At 45.7% G+C, this 14,094-nt stretch carries 15 protein-coding genes; 14 read left to right on the plus strand and 1 reads right to left on the minus strand.

Annotated features, from left to right (window positions below; all coding sequences use genetic code 11):
- The first annotated feature begins 1 nt into the window (after position 1).
- Genes KH180_RS11275 through KH180_RS11290 form a run of 4 tightly spaced genes read left to right on the plus strand, consistent with a single transcriptional unit; the run spans position 2 to position 3,261 of the window.
- Positions 2–736, plus strand: coding sequence for a TadE family protein (locus tag KH180_RS11275; protein ID WP_290760305.1), 735 nt, complete (start codon positions 2–4; stop codon positions 734–736).
- Positions 715–1,122, plus strand: a complete 408-nt coding sequence (locus tag KH180_RS11280; protein ID WP_290760306.1) for a hypothetical protein — start codon at positions 715–717, stop codon at positions 1,120–1,122. The genes KH180_RS11275 and KH180_RS11280 overlap by 22 nt, the downstream gene beginning before the upstream one ends.
- Entirely contained in the window at positions 1,115–2,290 is a 1,176-nt protein-coding gene (locus KH180_RS11285) for a DUF6382 domain-containing protein (RefSeq protein ID WP_290760307.1), read from the plus strand. Before KH180_RS11280 ends, KH180_RS11285 begins: the two co-directional genes overlap by 8 nt.
- 41 nt (positions 2,291–2,331) lie before the next feature.
- Positions 2,332–3,261, plus strand: a complete 930-nt coding sequence (locus KH180_RS11290) for a rhomboid family intramembrane serine protease (protein WP_290760309.1) — start codon at positions 2,332–2,334, stop codon at positions 3,259–3,261.
- Here the strand turns inward: KH180_RS11290 and KH180_RS11295 are convergent.
- Positions 3,227–3,907: a sensor histidine kinase gene (locus tag KH180_RS11295; protein ID WP_290760310.1), complete on the minus strand. Its 681-nt coding sequence runs from the start codon at positions 3,905–3,907 to the stop codon at positions 3,227–3,229. The two genes, KH180_RS11290 and KH180_RS11295, sit on opposite strands and share 35 nt — an antisense overlap.
- A 166-nt stretch (positions 3,908–4,073) precedes the next feature.
- Between KH180_RS11295 and dnaX the strand changes: the two genes are divergently transcribed.
- From dnaX to ade, 10 genes are all read left to right on the plus strand, one after another.
- Positions 4,074–5,672, plus strand: a complete 1,599-nt coding sequence (gene dnaX / locus KH180_RS11300; protein ID WP_290760311.1) for a DNA polymerase III subunit gamma/tau — start codon at positions 4,074–4,076, stop codon at positions 5,670–5,672.
- 30 nt (positions 5,673–5,702) lie between these two features.
- Positions 5,703–6,056, plus strand: a complete 354-nt coding sequence (locus KH180_RS11305) for a YbaB/EbfC family nucleoid-associated protein (RefSeq protein WP_290760312.1) — start codon at positions 5,703–5,705, stop codon at positions 6,054–6,056.
- Between the two features lie 15 nt (positions 6,057–6,071).
- On the plus strand, positions 6,072–6,668 hold the full coding sequence (recR, locus tag KH180_RS11310) for a recombination mediator RecR (protein WP_290760313.1): 597 nt from the start codon (positions 6,072–6,074) through the stop codon (positions 6,666–6,668).
- Between the two features lie 828 nt (positions 6,669–7,496).
- A complete protein-coding gene (locus KH180_RS11315) occupies positions 7,497–7,913 on the plus strand; it encodes an HIT family protein (RefSeq protein WP_290760316.1) in 417 nt (138 codons plus the stop codon).
- 8 nt (positions 7,914–7,921) lie between these two features.
- Positions 7,922–8,521: a flavin reductase family protein gene (locus KH180_RS11320; protein ID WP_290760318.1), complete on the plus strand. Its 600-nt coding sequence runs from the start codon at positions 7,922–7,924 to the stop codon at positions 8,519–8,521.
- Positions 8,499–9,008 carry a shikimate kinase gene (locus tag KH180_RS11325; protein WP_290760320.1) on the plus strand — a complete coding sequence of 170 codons (510 nt, stop codon included), beginning with the start codon at positions 8,499–8,501 and terminating at the stop codon, positions 9,006–9,008. Before KH180_RS11320 ends, KH180_RS11325 begins: the two co-directional genes overlap by 23 nt.
- Positions 9,009–9,192: 184 nt before the next feature.
- A complete protein-coding gene (locus KH180_RS11330; protein ID WP_290760406.1) occupies positions 9,193–10,488 on the plus strand; it encodes a UDP-N-acetylglucosamine 1-carboxyvinyltransferase in 1,296 nt (431 codons plus the stop codon).
- Between the two features lie 18 nt (positions 10,489–10,506).
- On the plus strand, positions 10,507–11,145 hold the full coding sequence (locus tag KH180_RS11335) for a hypothetical protein (protein WP_290760322.1): 639 nt from the start codon (positions 10,507–10,509) through the stop codon (positions 11,143–11,145).
- A gap of 78 nt (positions 11,146–11,223) precedes the next feature.
- Positions 11,224–12,414, plus strand: a complete 1,191-nt coding sequence (gene metK, locus KH180_RS11340; protein ID WP_290760323.1) for a methionine adenosyltransferase — start codon at positions 11,224–11,226, stop codon at positions 12,412–12,414.
- Positions 12,415–12,423: 9 nt separating this feature from the next.
- A complete protein-coding gene (gene ade / locus KH180_RS11345) occupies positions 12,424–14,094 on the plus strand; it encodes an adenine deaminase (RefSeq protein WP_330624535.1) in 1,671 nt (556 codons plus the stop codon).

Consider the following 14,094-nt stretch of genomic DNA (forward strand, 5'->3'; position numbering starts at 1 on the left):
CATGACACTGGAGGCAAGTATTCTGGTGCCTGTGTTTCTGTTTTTGTTTCTGGCCTTAGCCTCGGTGGGCGAGACCTTATGGATTCATGGACAGGTATTTCACGGAGTATCTGAGGCGGCAAAGGAGGAAGCTGTATATGAATATATTCTGGAGAAAAAGAAGACACAGTCCATGCGGCCTGTGATCCTCAAGCAGAAGTTTCTTTCCGCAGTAAATCAAAGTGCCCTGAACCGTTCTTCTTTGTCAGGAGGTGCACAGGGGGTATTGTTTACAGGCTCCCGGTTTAAAGAGGACCAGGCAGTTTATGAGATTACCGCACATTACAGGATTACCTACCGTCTTCCTTTCCTGCCGTCATTTTCAGGAAATTACCAGCAGAAGATAAGACAGAAAGCTATGACCGGATATGTCTGCATGCAGAAGGAGTCCGGGGACGGGATGGTGTATGTTACGCCTTACAAAAGTGTATATCACAAGGACGCAGACTGTACACATCTTTCGCTGTCTATTCTGCAGGACAGTGATGCAGTGAAATATCTCAGCGGAAAAACAAAATACCGGGAATGCCAGCACTGCACTAAGTATCATAAAGGAAAAACAGCCGTCATATTTATTGCTGAGGATGGAGATGCCTATCACACAGATTTAGGCTGCAGCGGACTGACCAGGACAATCAGGAAGATAAAGAAAAGCGAAGCAAAGGGGATGAAGCCATGCGAAAGATGCGGGAGGTAGACGGTTATATAACATTGGAGGCAAGCCTTTTAATACCGCTGATCTGTTTTTTGCTTGTGCTGCTGTGTTCATTCTTCTTTTATATTATGAATCTTGGCATCACATCCGGAATGGTAAAGGAGGCGGGCCTCTGCTCTGTGGATGGAGACCGGGAAGGGGTACTTTCAGCAGATCTGGAGAAGAAGATTATGATGGGAAAAATAAGCTCCGTAACAATATCGGATTCAGAAGAAAAGAGAAGCATTACAGCACAGGCAGAAGTAAAGGTGCCGGTGCTTGGGAGTGTGGACCTATTCGGGCTGCATTTGTTCCGCATCAGGGAGCAGCAGAAATTTATGCTTCCGAAGGAGGCGGATAAGATCAGGAGGTGGAGCTTGATTGAATGAACAGTGGACTCGGGAAGGATTTGATCACTATTATGTGGCGGCAAAGACAGAGGGGGAAGTCTTTGAGGAACAGGTACTGCTGTCTCATATGATCCGGGGCATTCTTCCCTGCGAAGTGCGGCGGATCGAGGAAGATGAAGCGTATTATTTTAACCTGGGATCCTGCGGCCTGTATATTGATCAGATTGGAAAACTGGATGCCAGAGGGTTTATCAGGGAACTGATCTGCATCATTGAAGAAGCGGAAGACTATCTGCTGAATCCGGACAATTTTATTTTGACAGACAGACATGTATATGTCAGAGATGGCAGGCCTGCTCTTTGTTATGTGCCGGGCTGCGGCTCAGATATTACCCTGCAGCTGAAAGAGTTTGTACAGTCCTGTACTGAGCAGCTCGATTACGGAAATCGTGAACAGGTCACATTTTTCTATGAACTGCATAACAAACTGAGGAAAGGTTTTATATCCCTCAGTGAACTGAAGGGATTTGTGGAGCCTGCGAAGATAAAAATATCAGATGCAGATGTAATGGAAGCCAGCCCTCCCGGGGAAAGGGAGGGCACAAAATGCCAGGTGCCGGAGGAGCAGAAGGAGGAAAAAGGCAAAAGGATGATATGGCCGGTTTTACTGTATATTCCGCTTGTTTTTTCGACAGCTTATTTTGCGGTCAGGTCATGGAATGAAGGAATGACATATCCAAATATGAGAGGGATACTGACAGGAGGGATTCTGCTGGCAGTCAATACAGGCTGCCTGTGGGCAGCTGTCAGGAAAAAGAATAAAAAGATGCAAACAGTCCAAACGCGGGATGAGGGCGGGGCATTTCCGGGGGATCAAACCGAACTGTTAAGTGATGAGACTGTCCTGTTAGTTTCGGAAAGTGTGCCTGTGCTCAAATTATCCGGGCAGGAAGGACAGGAGATTCCGGTACAGAGCAGAGAGTTCACAGTGGGAAGACAGCAGGGTTCCGTGGACTTCTGTCTGCCTCAGCCCGGTGTCAGCCGGCGTCATTTTCAGATTCTTACGGACGGAGGAAGTTATTTGATTCGGGATTTGGGCTCCAGAAACGGAACATTTGTTAATGGAGAAAGGGTTTGGAAAGAATCAGTGCTCCGGAACGGAGATGAGATAAAAGCCGGTACAGAACAATTAAAATTTATGGTATAATTCCAGTAGAATTGAAAAGGCTTTCTACTGGAGGACATGTCATGTACCAAAGAATTTTAAATTTATTAAATATCAGGGGATATCAAAAAGAAATGACTCCTCTGGGCCCCTGTTATATAAAAGAAGAACAGGGAAGAAAAAAGGGGGTGTTCATGACCTATGAACACAAGCCCGACGGAAGTCTGTATACGCAGGAGGAAGCCGGCCGGCTGGATGAAAAGCTCAAGCAGTATATCGGGCCGGGAGCCTCTGTGCTTGTACTCATCCTGTCCGACAAGGGGAGATCTACATGGACTGACCCGGACAGGGCTTTTGAAGAACTATATGACCCGGTTTGTATGATCCTGTCTGCATCAGACAGAGGGAAAGAGAGGGACGGCACATCCGGAGGGATCCGTTTCAGAAAACCGGGAGAATATAAGGCTACGGCAGTCATTCTGATCATAAATGTTTTTATGTACCTGTGGACACTGGCGAGCCATGAGATCATTAACTGGGGAGCTCTTACATGGATGCACGCATTCCAACAGGGGGAAGTTTACCGTCTGGTAACCAGCGTGTTTCTGCACTATGATTTTGATCATCTGCTGAATAATATGATTGTTTTTCTTCTGGTAGGCAGCCGGCTGGAACCCATATTCGGCACGGCCCGGTATACAGCGCTGTATCTGGGGGCCGGCATCGCAGGGAGCATAGTATCCGCTGGTTATTACATGAATACCGGTGAAATGGTTGCTTCCGTGGGAGCATCGGGAGCAATTTTCGGCCTTATCGGAGCCATGCTGTGGATACTGGTCAAAAACCGGGGATACCAGAAGGAGTTCTACGGAGGAGGCGTTGTGTTAATGATCGCAGGAAGCCTTTATCACGGATTCTCTACTATGGGAATTGACAATGCAGCCCACATCGGGGGCTGCATCGGAGGATTCCTTCTGGCTATTTTGCTGTATCGGCAAGACCGGGGAAAATAAGAGTAAATGTAGTGCCTTGATTTAAGGCAGAATCCATATGGATTGAAATATCCAGGTCCTTGGCAATCTCACTTACTACAGACAGGCCGATGCCGTTTCCTTTTGGCACAAAGGATACACCCCGGTAAAATGCCCGCGCCTGCTGTTCCTTTGTCATTCCGATTCCTGTATCGGAAAGGCTGCAGACGACAAAACTGCCTTCACGGCTTAAATGAACAGAAATCAGAGGCTCTCTTGCAGTCTCTTTTTTTCTGCTGATAGCGTTGACTCCATTAGAGATCAGGTTATTAAAGATCTGCAGGAATTTGGTCTTGGAGCCTTTAATATAATAAGGGGAAGAATCTTCTGTCAGGACAGAGAATGTTATCCCATGTTCATTCAGTTTGGTACTCCAGGAATATTTGATCTCTTCCAAAAGAGAGGAAAGATCCACAGGTTCCAGAGCAGCAGAAGCATCTGACGCAGGAGACAGCATATGGCGCACCATGTCAAACACAGAAGAAAAATCATCTTTGATGCCGGACCAGTGAAGGTCGGAAAGAAGCTCAGGATGTGTTTGTTCTATGTACTGAAGCTGGCTGTAGATTAAAGTCAGAGAGTTTTTTAATTCATGGGAAAATGTTGTCAGTTCATTTTGATTCTTCATAATTACTCTTCTTTCTATTACAAATTTCATGCAGCGACAACTATAAGTTTATATGGGAGCTTGTGTAAAAGGCAACGGAAAACAGAGGCAAAAGTTCGACGATTTTTTTCCTTTTCCAATTTCAGAGGTTATGATACAATAAGGAAATGATGCAGGAGGAAAGAATATGTCATATATGGCTTTATATCGAAAGTTTCGGCCGTCGGCCTTTGATGAGGTCAAGGGACAGGATCATATCGTCACAACGCTGAAAAATCAGCTGGAAGCCGGACGTATCGGCCATGCCTATCTGTTCTGCGGAACCAGAGGGACCGGTAAGACGTCGGTTGCAAAGCTGCTTGCCAAGGCAGTGAACTGTGAGCACCCGGTGAACGGGAATCCGTGCGGAGAATGTGAAAGCTGCAGGGAGATCCAGGAAGGCAGTTCCATGAATGTGATGGAGATTGATGCAGCGTCTAATAACGGCGTGGACAATATCCGTGACATCAAAGAACAGGTTCAGTATTCTCCGGCTTCGGGAAAATATAAAGTGTTTATTATCGATGAGGTGCATATGCTTTCCATGGGAGCATTTAATGCCCTGCTTAAGACTTTAGAGGAACCGCCGGAGTATGTGATTTTTATTTTGGCTACAACAGAGGTGCATAAGATTCCTATCACGATCTTGTCCCGCTGTCAGAGATACGATTTTCATCGCATAACGTCGGATATCATTGCTGACCGGCTTATGGAGCTGATGTCAAAAGAGCAGGTGGAGGCGGAAGACAAAGCGCTGAAATATATAGCCCGGATGGCAGACGGTTCCATGCGTGATGCCCTGAGCCTGCTGGACCAGTGTATCGCATTTTATCTCGGCAAAAAATTAACCTATGAAAATGTGCTGGAGGTTCTTGGAACAGTAGATATCAGTGTCTACGCAGATCTTCTGGACTGTATCCTGGCAAACGATGTGACGGGCGTCATCGGTATCATCGGCAGGATTGTAGAACAGGGAAGAGAACTCACTCAGTTTATCACAGACTTTATCTGGTATCTGAGAAATCTTCTTCTGGCAGGCAAGGGTGATGCATCCATGGAAGCGCTGGAGATCTCTGCGGAACAGCTGAGTCTGATGCAGAAAAAAGCTGCACAGGTTAATGAGGAGACTGTGATCCGGTATATCCGTATCCTGTCAGAATTACTGAACCAGATCCGGTTCGCAACATCCAGGAGAGTGCTGGTAGAAGTGGCCATGATTAAAATGTGCCGTCCGCAGATGGAGACAGACATGTCCAGTGTCCTTGAGCGGATGCGTATGCTGGAAGAATCACTGGAGCAGATAAAGTCTCAGGGTGTGGCAGTGGCAGTGCAGCCCCCGGCTGAGGAATCTGCACCGAAGCCTCAGAATGAAGAAAAAACAACGGAACAGATACTGGATGAAAGGCTTCCCAAGGCCAGGGCCCAGGAGCTTAAGGAGATCATCAAGCATTGGAAGCAGGTAAAGCTTTGCCAGCCTCCGATGATTAAAAATCTGCTGTCCAAGGGTGTCCTGACTGCGGATGAATCCACTGAGGTGCTGAGACTTATGTTTAAGCCGGAAGGCAGCATGAATATGGGCAAGGACTATTTTCAGAGACATCCGGAAAAGATTGAGGCTCTGGAGGAGGAATTGGCTCAGAGGTCAGGATTCCAGGTAAAGATCGAGATCGGAGAGCTGGAGTCTGAGAAAAATGAGGACACCATTAATCTGGACTGCATTCACATGGATGTGACAATAGAAGAATAAAAAGATATTTATTTTTAGGAGGTATAAAAGATGGCAAAAAGAGGCGGATTTCCGGGTATGGGCGGAAATATGAACAATCTGATGAAGCAGGCGCAGAAGATGCACAAGCAGATGGAAGAAACTACAAAAGAGCTGGAGGAGACCACATATGAGGCAACTGCCGGAGGCGGAGTTGTGAAGGTAGTGGTATCCGGGAAAAAAGAAGTTGTAGGTGTAAGCCTGGACGAGGAAGTAGTGGATCCGGATGATATTGAAATGCTGGAAGACCTGATCGTAGCTGCTACCAATGAGGCACTCCGCAAGATGGAAGAGGACTCACAGAGTAAGATGGGGAAAATCACCGGAGGACTTGGCGGAGGACTCGGAGGCGGATTCCCGTTTTAAGGATGGATAATTGATATGGATTATTACAGCAGTCAGATCACAAATTTGATCGAAGAATTGGGGAAGCTTCCGGGAATTGGACCTAAGTCAGCCGGAAGGCTTGCTTTTCACATCATAAATATGCCGCTGGACCAGGTAAAGCATTTGTCCGAGAGCATTATAGATGCAAAGGAAAATGTTCATTACTGCAGAGAATGCTGTACCCTGACAGACCAGGATATCTGTCCGATCTGTTCCAGCAGCAAACGCGATCACAGCACGATCATGGTAGTGGAGAGCACCAGGGATCTGATGGCCTATGAAAAAACAGGAAAATACGAGGGCATTTACCACGTTCTGCACGGAGCAATCTCTCCGATGCTTGGAATCGGGCCTTCGGACATCCGGCTGAAAGAACTGATGGCCAGACTTCAGGGGGATGTAAAAGAGCTGATTATTGCTACCAACTCAAGCCTTGAAGGAGAGACCACGGCAATGTATATAAGCAAGCTTGTGAAGCCGACCGGCATCAAAGTGAGCAAGATTGCCAGCGGAGTACCGGTGGGCGGAGATTTGGAATATATTGATGAGGTTACCCTTCTTCGGGCACTGGAAGGAAGAACTGAATTATGAAATGAAAAAGAGCAGCCGGGCAGGCTGCTCTTTTTCTGTAAGTAACTTTAAAACTTTAAAACAATAAGGAGAGGATATTCATCCTCAAGAGGGGTAGGATTTGAAAGTATTTAAAAATGTTTAACTACTTTACATTTCTTATTCTACTTGATAAATGTGAACAAACAGTGAAGAAACTGTGGATAAAATAAAAACAGGAGATTAAATTATCAGAATATTTAGAATAAAAAGAAGAATAAACAAAAAACACTGTATACATACTTAAATTGCTTGACAATAGAAGCGTTCTTTTTTATAATAAGACCATAAAGAGGAACAAGTAAATGGATTGCTAAAAAGAATCGATGGGAGGCGATATTGTTTGGATATTATGTCGCAAGACATAGAAGACATTCTATATACAGTAAGTAAAAAATTTCATACAGTGAGCCTTCAGAATATAGAATAAGTTGTCCGGTATAGATTTTATACAAAGATCGGAGAGACAGGACAGGTAGAACGTCATACGAAGAGTCAGTTGTATATAGAAGAGAACGGAACGAAGAGAAATGAAAGATCAAGAAGTTTGATATGTGAGTCGCAAAGACTCAGAGTTCGGATTGATTGAGAAATTGAAGGGAATACAGAAGTTGTGTATGGCATGTATGAAATAGGGCGTTTCAAAAATAAGCCTCCGATGAATAACAATTAAATATTAAAAAGGTGAGTCGCAAAGACTCACCTTTTTTTGTGGTGCGAATACTATAGTAATAATTTCACACTTCATTTTTGGATTCTTGAAAAAGGCCTATAAATAAGATACAATACTTACCAAAGGAGATGATAATAATGAAGAAACAAGATTGTGTATTTTGCAAGATTATAAGCGGGGAGATTCCCTCATCTACAATTTATGAGAACTCAAAGTTTAAGGTAATTATGGATATTGCTCCTGCCAACAAAGGGCATGTGCTGATCCTGCCAAAAGAACATTTTGATAATATCTATGACATAGACACGGCAACGGCCGGACAGCTGTTTGAACTTACAGCTATGGTTGCAAGAGCAATAAAGTCAGTGCTTGACTGTGACGGAATGAATATTCTGCAGAACAACGGAACAGTGGCAGGCCAGACGGTTTTCCATTTCCATATGCATATCATTCCGAGATATGAAGGAGACTCTGTGAATGTGGGCTGGAAAGAACTCAGCTATCAGGACGGAGAAATGGATCAGCTCAGGGAAGCCATACTGAAAGCACTGTAGGAGGCAGCATGTCAAAAATATCTTGGAAGCCGGGCAATATGATATACCCCCTGCCTGCGGTTATGGTAAGCTGCGGAGCAGAAAATGAGGCTGATAATATTATCACTGTGGCATGGACCGGAACGATATGTACGAACCCGCCTATGACTTATATTTCTCTGAGGCCGGAGAGGCATTCTTACCATATGATTGAAAAAAGCGGTGAGTTTGTAATCAACCTGACAACGGCAGAACTTGCCCGGGCAGCAGACTTCTGTGGTGTACGGTCCGGCAGGGATTTGGATAAATTCAAAGAAATGGGCCTTACAAAGGAATATGGTCTTTTACAGCATGCGCCTTATATAAAAGAAAGCCCGGTGAATATTGAGTGCCGGGTTGAGGAAATTACTCCCTTGGGATCCCATCATATGTTTACAGCCCGCGTGGCAAATATACTGGTGGACGATACTTATATGGAAGAAAACGGACGTTTTGCCCTTGAGAAGACCAATCCTCTGATCTATTCCCATGGAGGATACTTTGAGACGGGAAAACAGATCGGTACTTTTGGATACTCCGTGAAGAAGAAAAAAAGGAAGAATAGAAATGACAAGCCAAAAAGGAAGTAACTACATTTTAATTGGGATGCCGGGGGCCGGCAAAAGCACGATAGGGGTTTTGCTGGCGAAAGCACTGGGGGCTGAATTTATTGATACGGACCTGGTCATCCAGCAGAAGACCGGAAAGCTTCTGAAAGACATTATCAGTGAGGAAGGAAATGAGAGATTCAAACAGATCGAGGAGGACGTCAATGCATCTGTTGAAGCTGAGAACTCTGTGATTGCTCCCGGGGGAAGCGCCATCTACAGCCCGAGAGCGATGGAACACTTTAAGGAGATCGGTACAGTCATTTATTTGAAGCTGAGTTATGCTGCAGTTTCTGAACGGCTCGGCGATCTGGCAGACAGGGGTGTGGTGCTGGACAGCGGCCAGACTCTATATGATTTATACCATGAAAGAATACCTCTCTATGAAAAATATGCAGACATTACTGTTGATACCGATGATTTAAAGATCGGGGAAGCCTTAGAAAAAGTGTTGGAAAACTTAATATAGTGTGATATACTGATAAATATGCGAGTAAGCGGCATGGAACTTCTGGACTTATGCCAGGGTATTTTATGCCTGCCCGAGGGTATGTATTTAAAAAGATACGCTTATTTTTTTGCAGAATGGACAGATTATTGATAGAGAATGAATGATTCGATAGATTGAATAGAGTTTTATATAGAGGTGTATGATGGAACAATATATCATTAAAGGCGGAAACCCACTGGTAGGAGAAGTTGTTATCGGAGGCGCAAAGAATGCTGCCCTGCCTATTTTAGCAGCAGCAGTTATGACGGATGGAACGTGCGTTATTGAAAATATGCCGGACGTTAGAGATACAAACGTTTTGCTCCAGGCTATGGAAGGCATCGGAGCTACAGTAAAAAGATCAGGAAAGCATGAAGTAGTGATCAGCGGCAGCGGAATGAATGCAGACTGCGATGTTGATAACGAGTATATCCGAAAGATCAGGGCATCTTACTATCTGATCGGTGCACTATTAGGAAAGTATAAAAGAGCGAGAGTGGCTCTTCCGGGAGGCTGTGAGATAGGCAGCCGTCCGATTGACCAGCATATCAAGGGCTTTAAGGCATTAGGAGCCAGAATTGAGATTGAAAACGGCATGATCACAGCTGCCGCAGATGAATTGATCGGCTGCCACATTTATATGGATGTGGTGTCTGTTGGTGCGACCATCAATGTCATGATGGCAGCAGCTTTGGCCAAGGGCAATACAACGATTGAAAATGTGGCAAAAGAGCCGCATGTAGTTGACGTGGCCAATTTTCTGAACAGTATGGGTGCAAGCATACGCGGTGCAGGTACAGATGTGATTAAGATCAAGGGTGTAGAGAAGCTCGGAAACTGTGAGTATTCTATTATCCCGGACCAGATTGAGGCGGGGACCTTCATGACAGCGGCTGTTGCTACAAAAGGCGACATTACGATCAAGAATGTTATCCCGAAGCATCTGGAAGCGATCAGTGCCAAGCTGGAAGAGATCGGTGCACAGGTGGATGAGTTTGATGATGCAGTGAGAGTCGTAGCTACAAAAAGGCTGGATTCAACTCAGATCAAAACTCTGCCATATCCTGGATTCCCGACGGATATGCAGCCTCAGATGGCTGTATCGTTAGCCCTGTCCAATGGGACCAGTATTGTTTCAGAGAGTATTTTTGAAAACCGTTTCCGGTATGTAGATGAGCTGACCAAGATGGGAGCCAGGATTCAGGTGGATGGAAGAACAGCCATTATCACCGGAGTTGACCTATTTACCGGTGCAGATGTTTCAGCACCCGATCTGCGTGCAGGGGCGGCCCTTGTCATTGCAGGTCTTGCGGCTGACGGTTATACTACAGTCAGCGATATCGGCTATATTTACCGCGGATATGAAGGGTTTGAAAAGAAGATTCAAAACCTCGGCGGAGATATTAAACTGGTGAATGACGAAAAAGAAATTGCCAGATTTAAGCTGCGTATCGTATAAATTAAGGGGGAATTGCCGGTGCGACAATACCTAAAGAATGAAGTTTTTAAAATATCCAAATGGATAGAGTTTTATTTATCTGCCCTGATCACGATTGCAGTTATCGGAGGCGGAGTGTGGATGATCAAGGATTTGATCGCCATATTATCAGGCAGTCCAGAGTCTGATGCGATTTACCAGTTTGTACTCAATGTATTTAACCTTGTGATCTGTGTGGAGTTCATCAAGATGCTGTGTAAGCATACGGCTTCTACTCTGGTGGAGGTTCTTATGTTTGCAATTGCCAGACAGATGATCGCGCAGCATACAAGTCCGGTGGAGAATCTGCTCTGCATTTTTTCCATAGCGGTTCTCTTCATTATAAGGAAGTATTTCCTGGACCGTTTTGAGGATATTGATAAGACAGTTTTTCTGCCTAACCAGAAGATTGCAAAAGTAAATCAGCTGGTGCATGTGAATATCCCTGAGGATTATAAGGGCGAATCAATCGGAGAGGCAGTGCTTAAGGGCATTGATCTGGAAAATGAAGAAGTAAAATGCGGGCATTGCTATTATTTCCCTGGAGGAGCGCTCCGCGTATCTAAAGTTGCCGCAGGGCAGGTGAAGGAAGTGGAAGTTATCCGCAGCAGAAATGTAAATATTATGCCGAACTTATGAAGTTAAATTGAAGCAGGTCCGATCAGTTCGGGCCTTTTTCGATACATATGAATATGTTTATGAACGAAAGGAGCAATTATGGAAAAAATATTATTTACATCAGAATCTGTCACTGAAGGACATCCGGACAAAGTCTGTGATCAGATTTCAGATGCCATTTTAGATGAACTTTTAAAGCAGGACCCGATGAGCCGGGTAGCGTGTGAAACCTGTACCACTACAGGTCTTGTGATGGTTATGGGAGAAATCACGACCAATGCCTATGTGGATATTCAGAAGGTTGTAAGGCAGACGCTTACGGATATCGGGTATACAAGAGCAAAGTACGGGTTTGATGCAAGTACCTGCGGCGTTGTCACTGCTATTGATGAACAGTCTAAAGATATTGCTCTTGGCGTGGACAAGGCATTGGAGGCAAAGGAATCTGACATGTCAGATGAAGAGCTGGATGCCATTGGGGCAGGGGACCAGGGCATGATGTTTGGTTTCGCCACAAATGAGACTGAGGAATATATGCCTTATCCGATCTCTCTGGCACATAAGCTGTCAAAGAGGCTTACGCAGGTGCGTAAAGAGGGAATCCTTCCATATTTAAGGCCGGACGGCAAGACGCAGGTCAGCGTGGAATATGATGAGAACGGGAAACCGCTCCGTCTGGAAGCAGTTGTGCTGTCTGCCCAGCATGACCCTGAAGTCAGCCAGGGCCAGATCCATGAAGACGTAAGGAGAGAAATTTTTGACAAGGTACTGCCGGCAGAGATGGTAGATGAACACACAAAATTCTTCATCAATCCAACCGGACGTTTTGTCATAGGAGGGCCACAGGGAGATGCAGGCCTCACAGGTAGAAAGATTATTGTGGATACTTACGGCGGATATGCAAGACATGGCGGAGGTGCTTTCTCCGGCAAGGACTGCACAAAGGTAGACCGGTCTGCGGCCTATGCGGCGAGGTATGTGGCTAAAAATATTGTAGCTGCAGGACTGGCGGACAAGTGTGAGATCCAGCTGTCCTATGCTATAGGAGTTGCACATCCAACATCTATTAACGTTGATACATTCGGAACAGGAAAAATATCCAGTGAAGCTCTTGTGGAACTGATCAGAAAGAATTTTGATTTAAGGCCTGCAGGAATTATCAAGATGCTGGATCTCAGAAGACCGATCTACCGTCAGACATCCAATTACGGACATTTTGGAAGAAATGATCTGGATCTTCCGTGGGAACGTCTGGACAAGGCTGAACTGTTAAAAGAGCAGGCCAGATAAGAGGACAGTATGATGGCATATGATCTGGTATTTAAAAACGGGACAATTGTAGATGTCAGAAACAAAACCTGCTTTAGGGCTGATCTTGCCGTTTCAGAGGGGAAGATCGCAGAGATCGGAAATCTCTGCGGAGAGAAGGAAATAGACTGTACCGGAAAAGTGCTCTGCCCCGGATTCATAGATGCCCACGTGCATATAGAATCCAGTATGGCAGCTCCGCGTGAGTTTGCCAATGCAGTTCTGCCCCACGGAACGACAACTGTGATTGCGGATCCGCACGAAATGGTGAATGTCAGAGGAAATGAGGCCATGAGATATCTTCTTGATGCGACCGAAAACCTGCCGATTTCTGTCTATGTGATGCTTCCGTCATCAATTCCTTCTACACCGTTTGAAACTAATGGGGCTGATTTCACGTCTAAAGATATGGAGGCATGGATCAATCACCCAAGGATACTTGGCCTCGGAGAAGTGATGTGTTATCCGGATGTCCTGGCTGGACGCAGGGAGATCATGGATAAGATTGAGCTCTGCAGGCACAAGGTCATAGACGGCCATGCGCCGGGACTCACAGGAGAAGCGCTGAGAAGGTATGTAAAAGCAGGAGTCATGACAGATCACGAATGTACATCATTTGAAGAGGCGGAAGAGAAGCGGAAAGCTGGTATGAAGATCCTTGTCCGGGAGGGCAGTGCGGCCAGAAATGTGGAGGCTATAGTCAGGGGCCTTGCAGAAAAAGGCTCCGGCACAGACGGATTTCTCTTTTGTACGGATGATAAGCATCTGGATACGATCGAACAGGAAGGACATATCAGTTTTAATGTGAAGAAAAGCATTCAGCTGGGACTGAAACCAGAGGAGGCCATAGCCATGGCAACCTGGAATGCTGCACAGACCTATGGACTCCCCAGTACCGGGTGTCTGGAGAAGGGTTATGACGCTGATATTGTTGTCTTGAATTCCCTGGAGGATATAAAAGTTCTTCAGGTTTACAAAAAGGGGATTTCCTGCCGGGAGATACTCTCGGACAGCAGGGAAGCAGATGCAGATTATGGAGGAATGCTTCAAACGGTGAATCTAAAGCCGTTCGGCAGGGAAGATCTTTCGCTGCACACAGAAGGAAGAACTCCGGTCATCGGGCTGGTTCCGGGGCAGATCATAACAAGGTATCTGCTTGAGGAGGTTCCGTCAGAAAACGGATTATTCCAGCCGGATTCCATATATTCCAAACTGTGTGTGTTTGAGCGGCACCGGGGGACCGGCAGCATTACAGCTGCACCGCTGAAGGGATACGGCATCACCGGAGGGGCCATTGCCACTTCCGTAGCCCATGATTCCCATAACATCATAGCGGCGGGAGACTGTGATGAGGATATTATAAAGGCCGTGGAGATCATCCGGGAAATGCAGGGAGGCTATGCACTGGTCAGACACGGGAAAGAAGCGGGAAGGCTTCCTCTTCCCATAGCAGGACTTATGAGTACATGGCCGGCGTCAAAAATACAAGAGCGGATTGACACTATGGTGCAGACGGCCAGAGAGATGAACATATCAAAGGACTGCGATCCGTTTATTACACTGTCTTTTCTGGCGCTTCCGGTGATTCCGGAACTCCGCCTCACAGACAAAGGCTTGGTTGATGTAAGTAACTATCAGTTGATAAAGGACAAAGGAGAATAG

The organism is Anaerostipes sp. (assembly GCF_018381315.1).
Lineage (GTDB): Bacteria > Bacillota > Clostridia > Lachnospirales > Lachnospiraceae > Anaerostipes.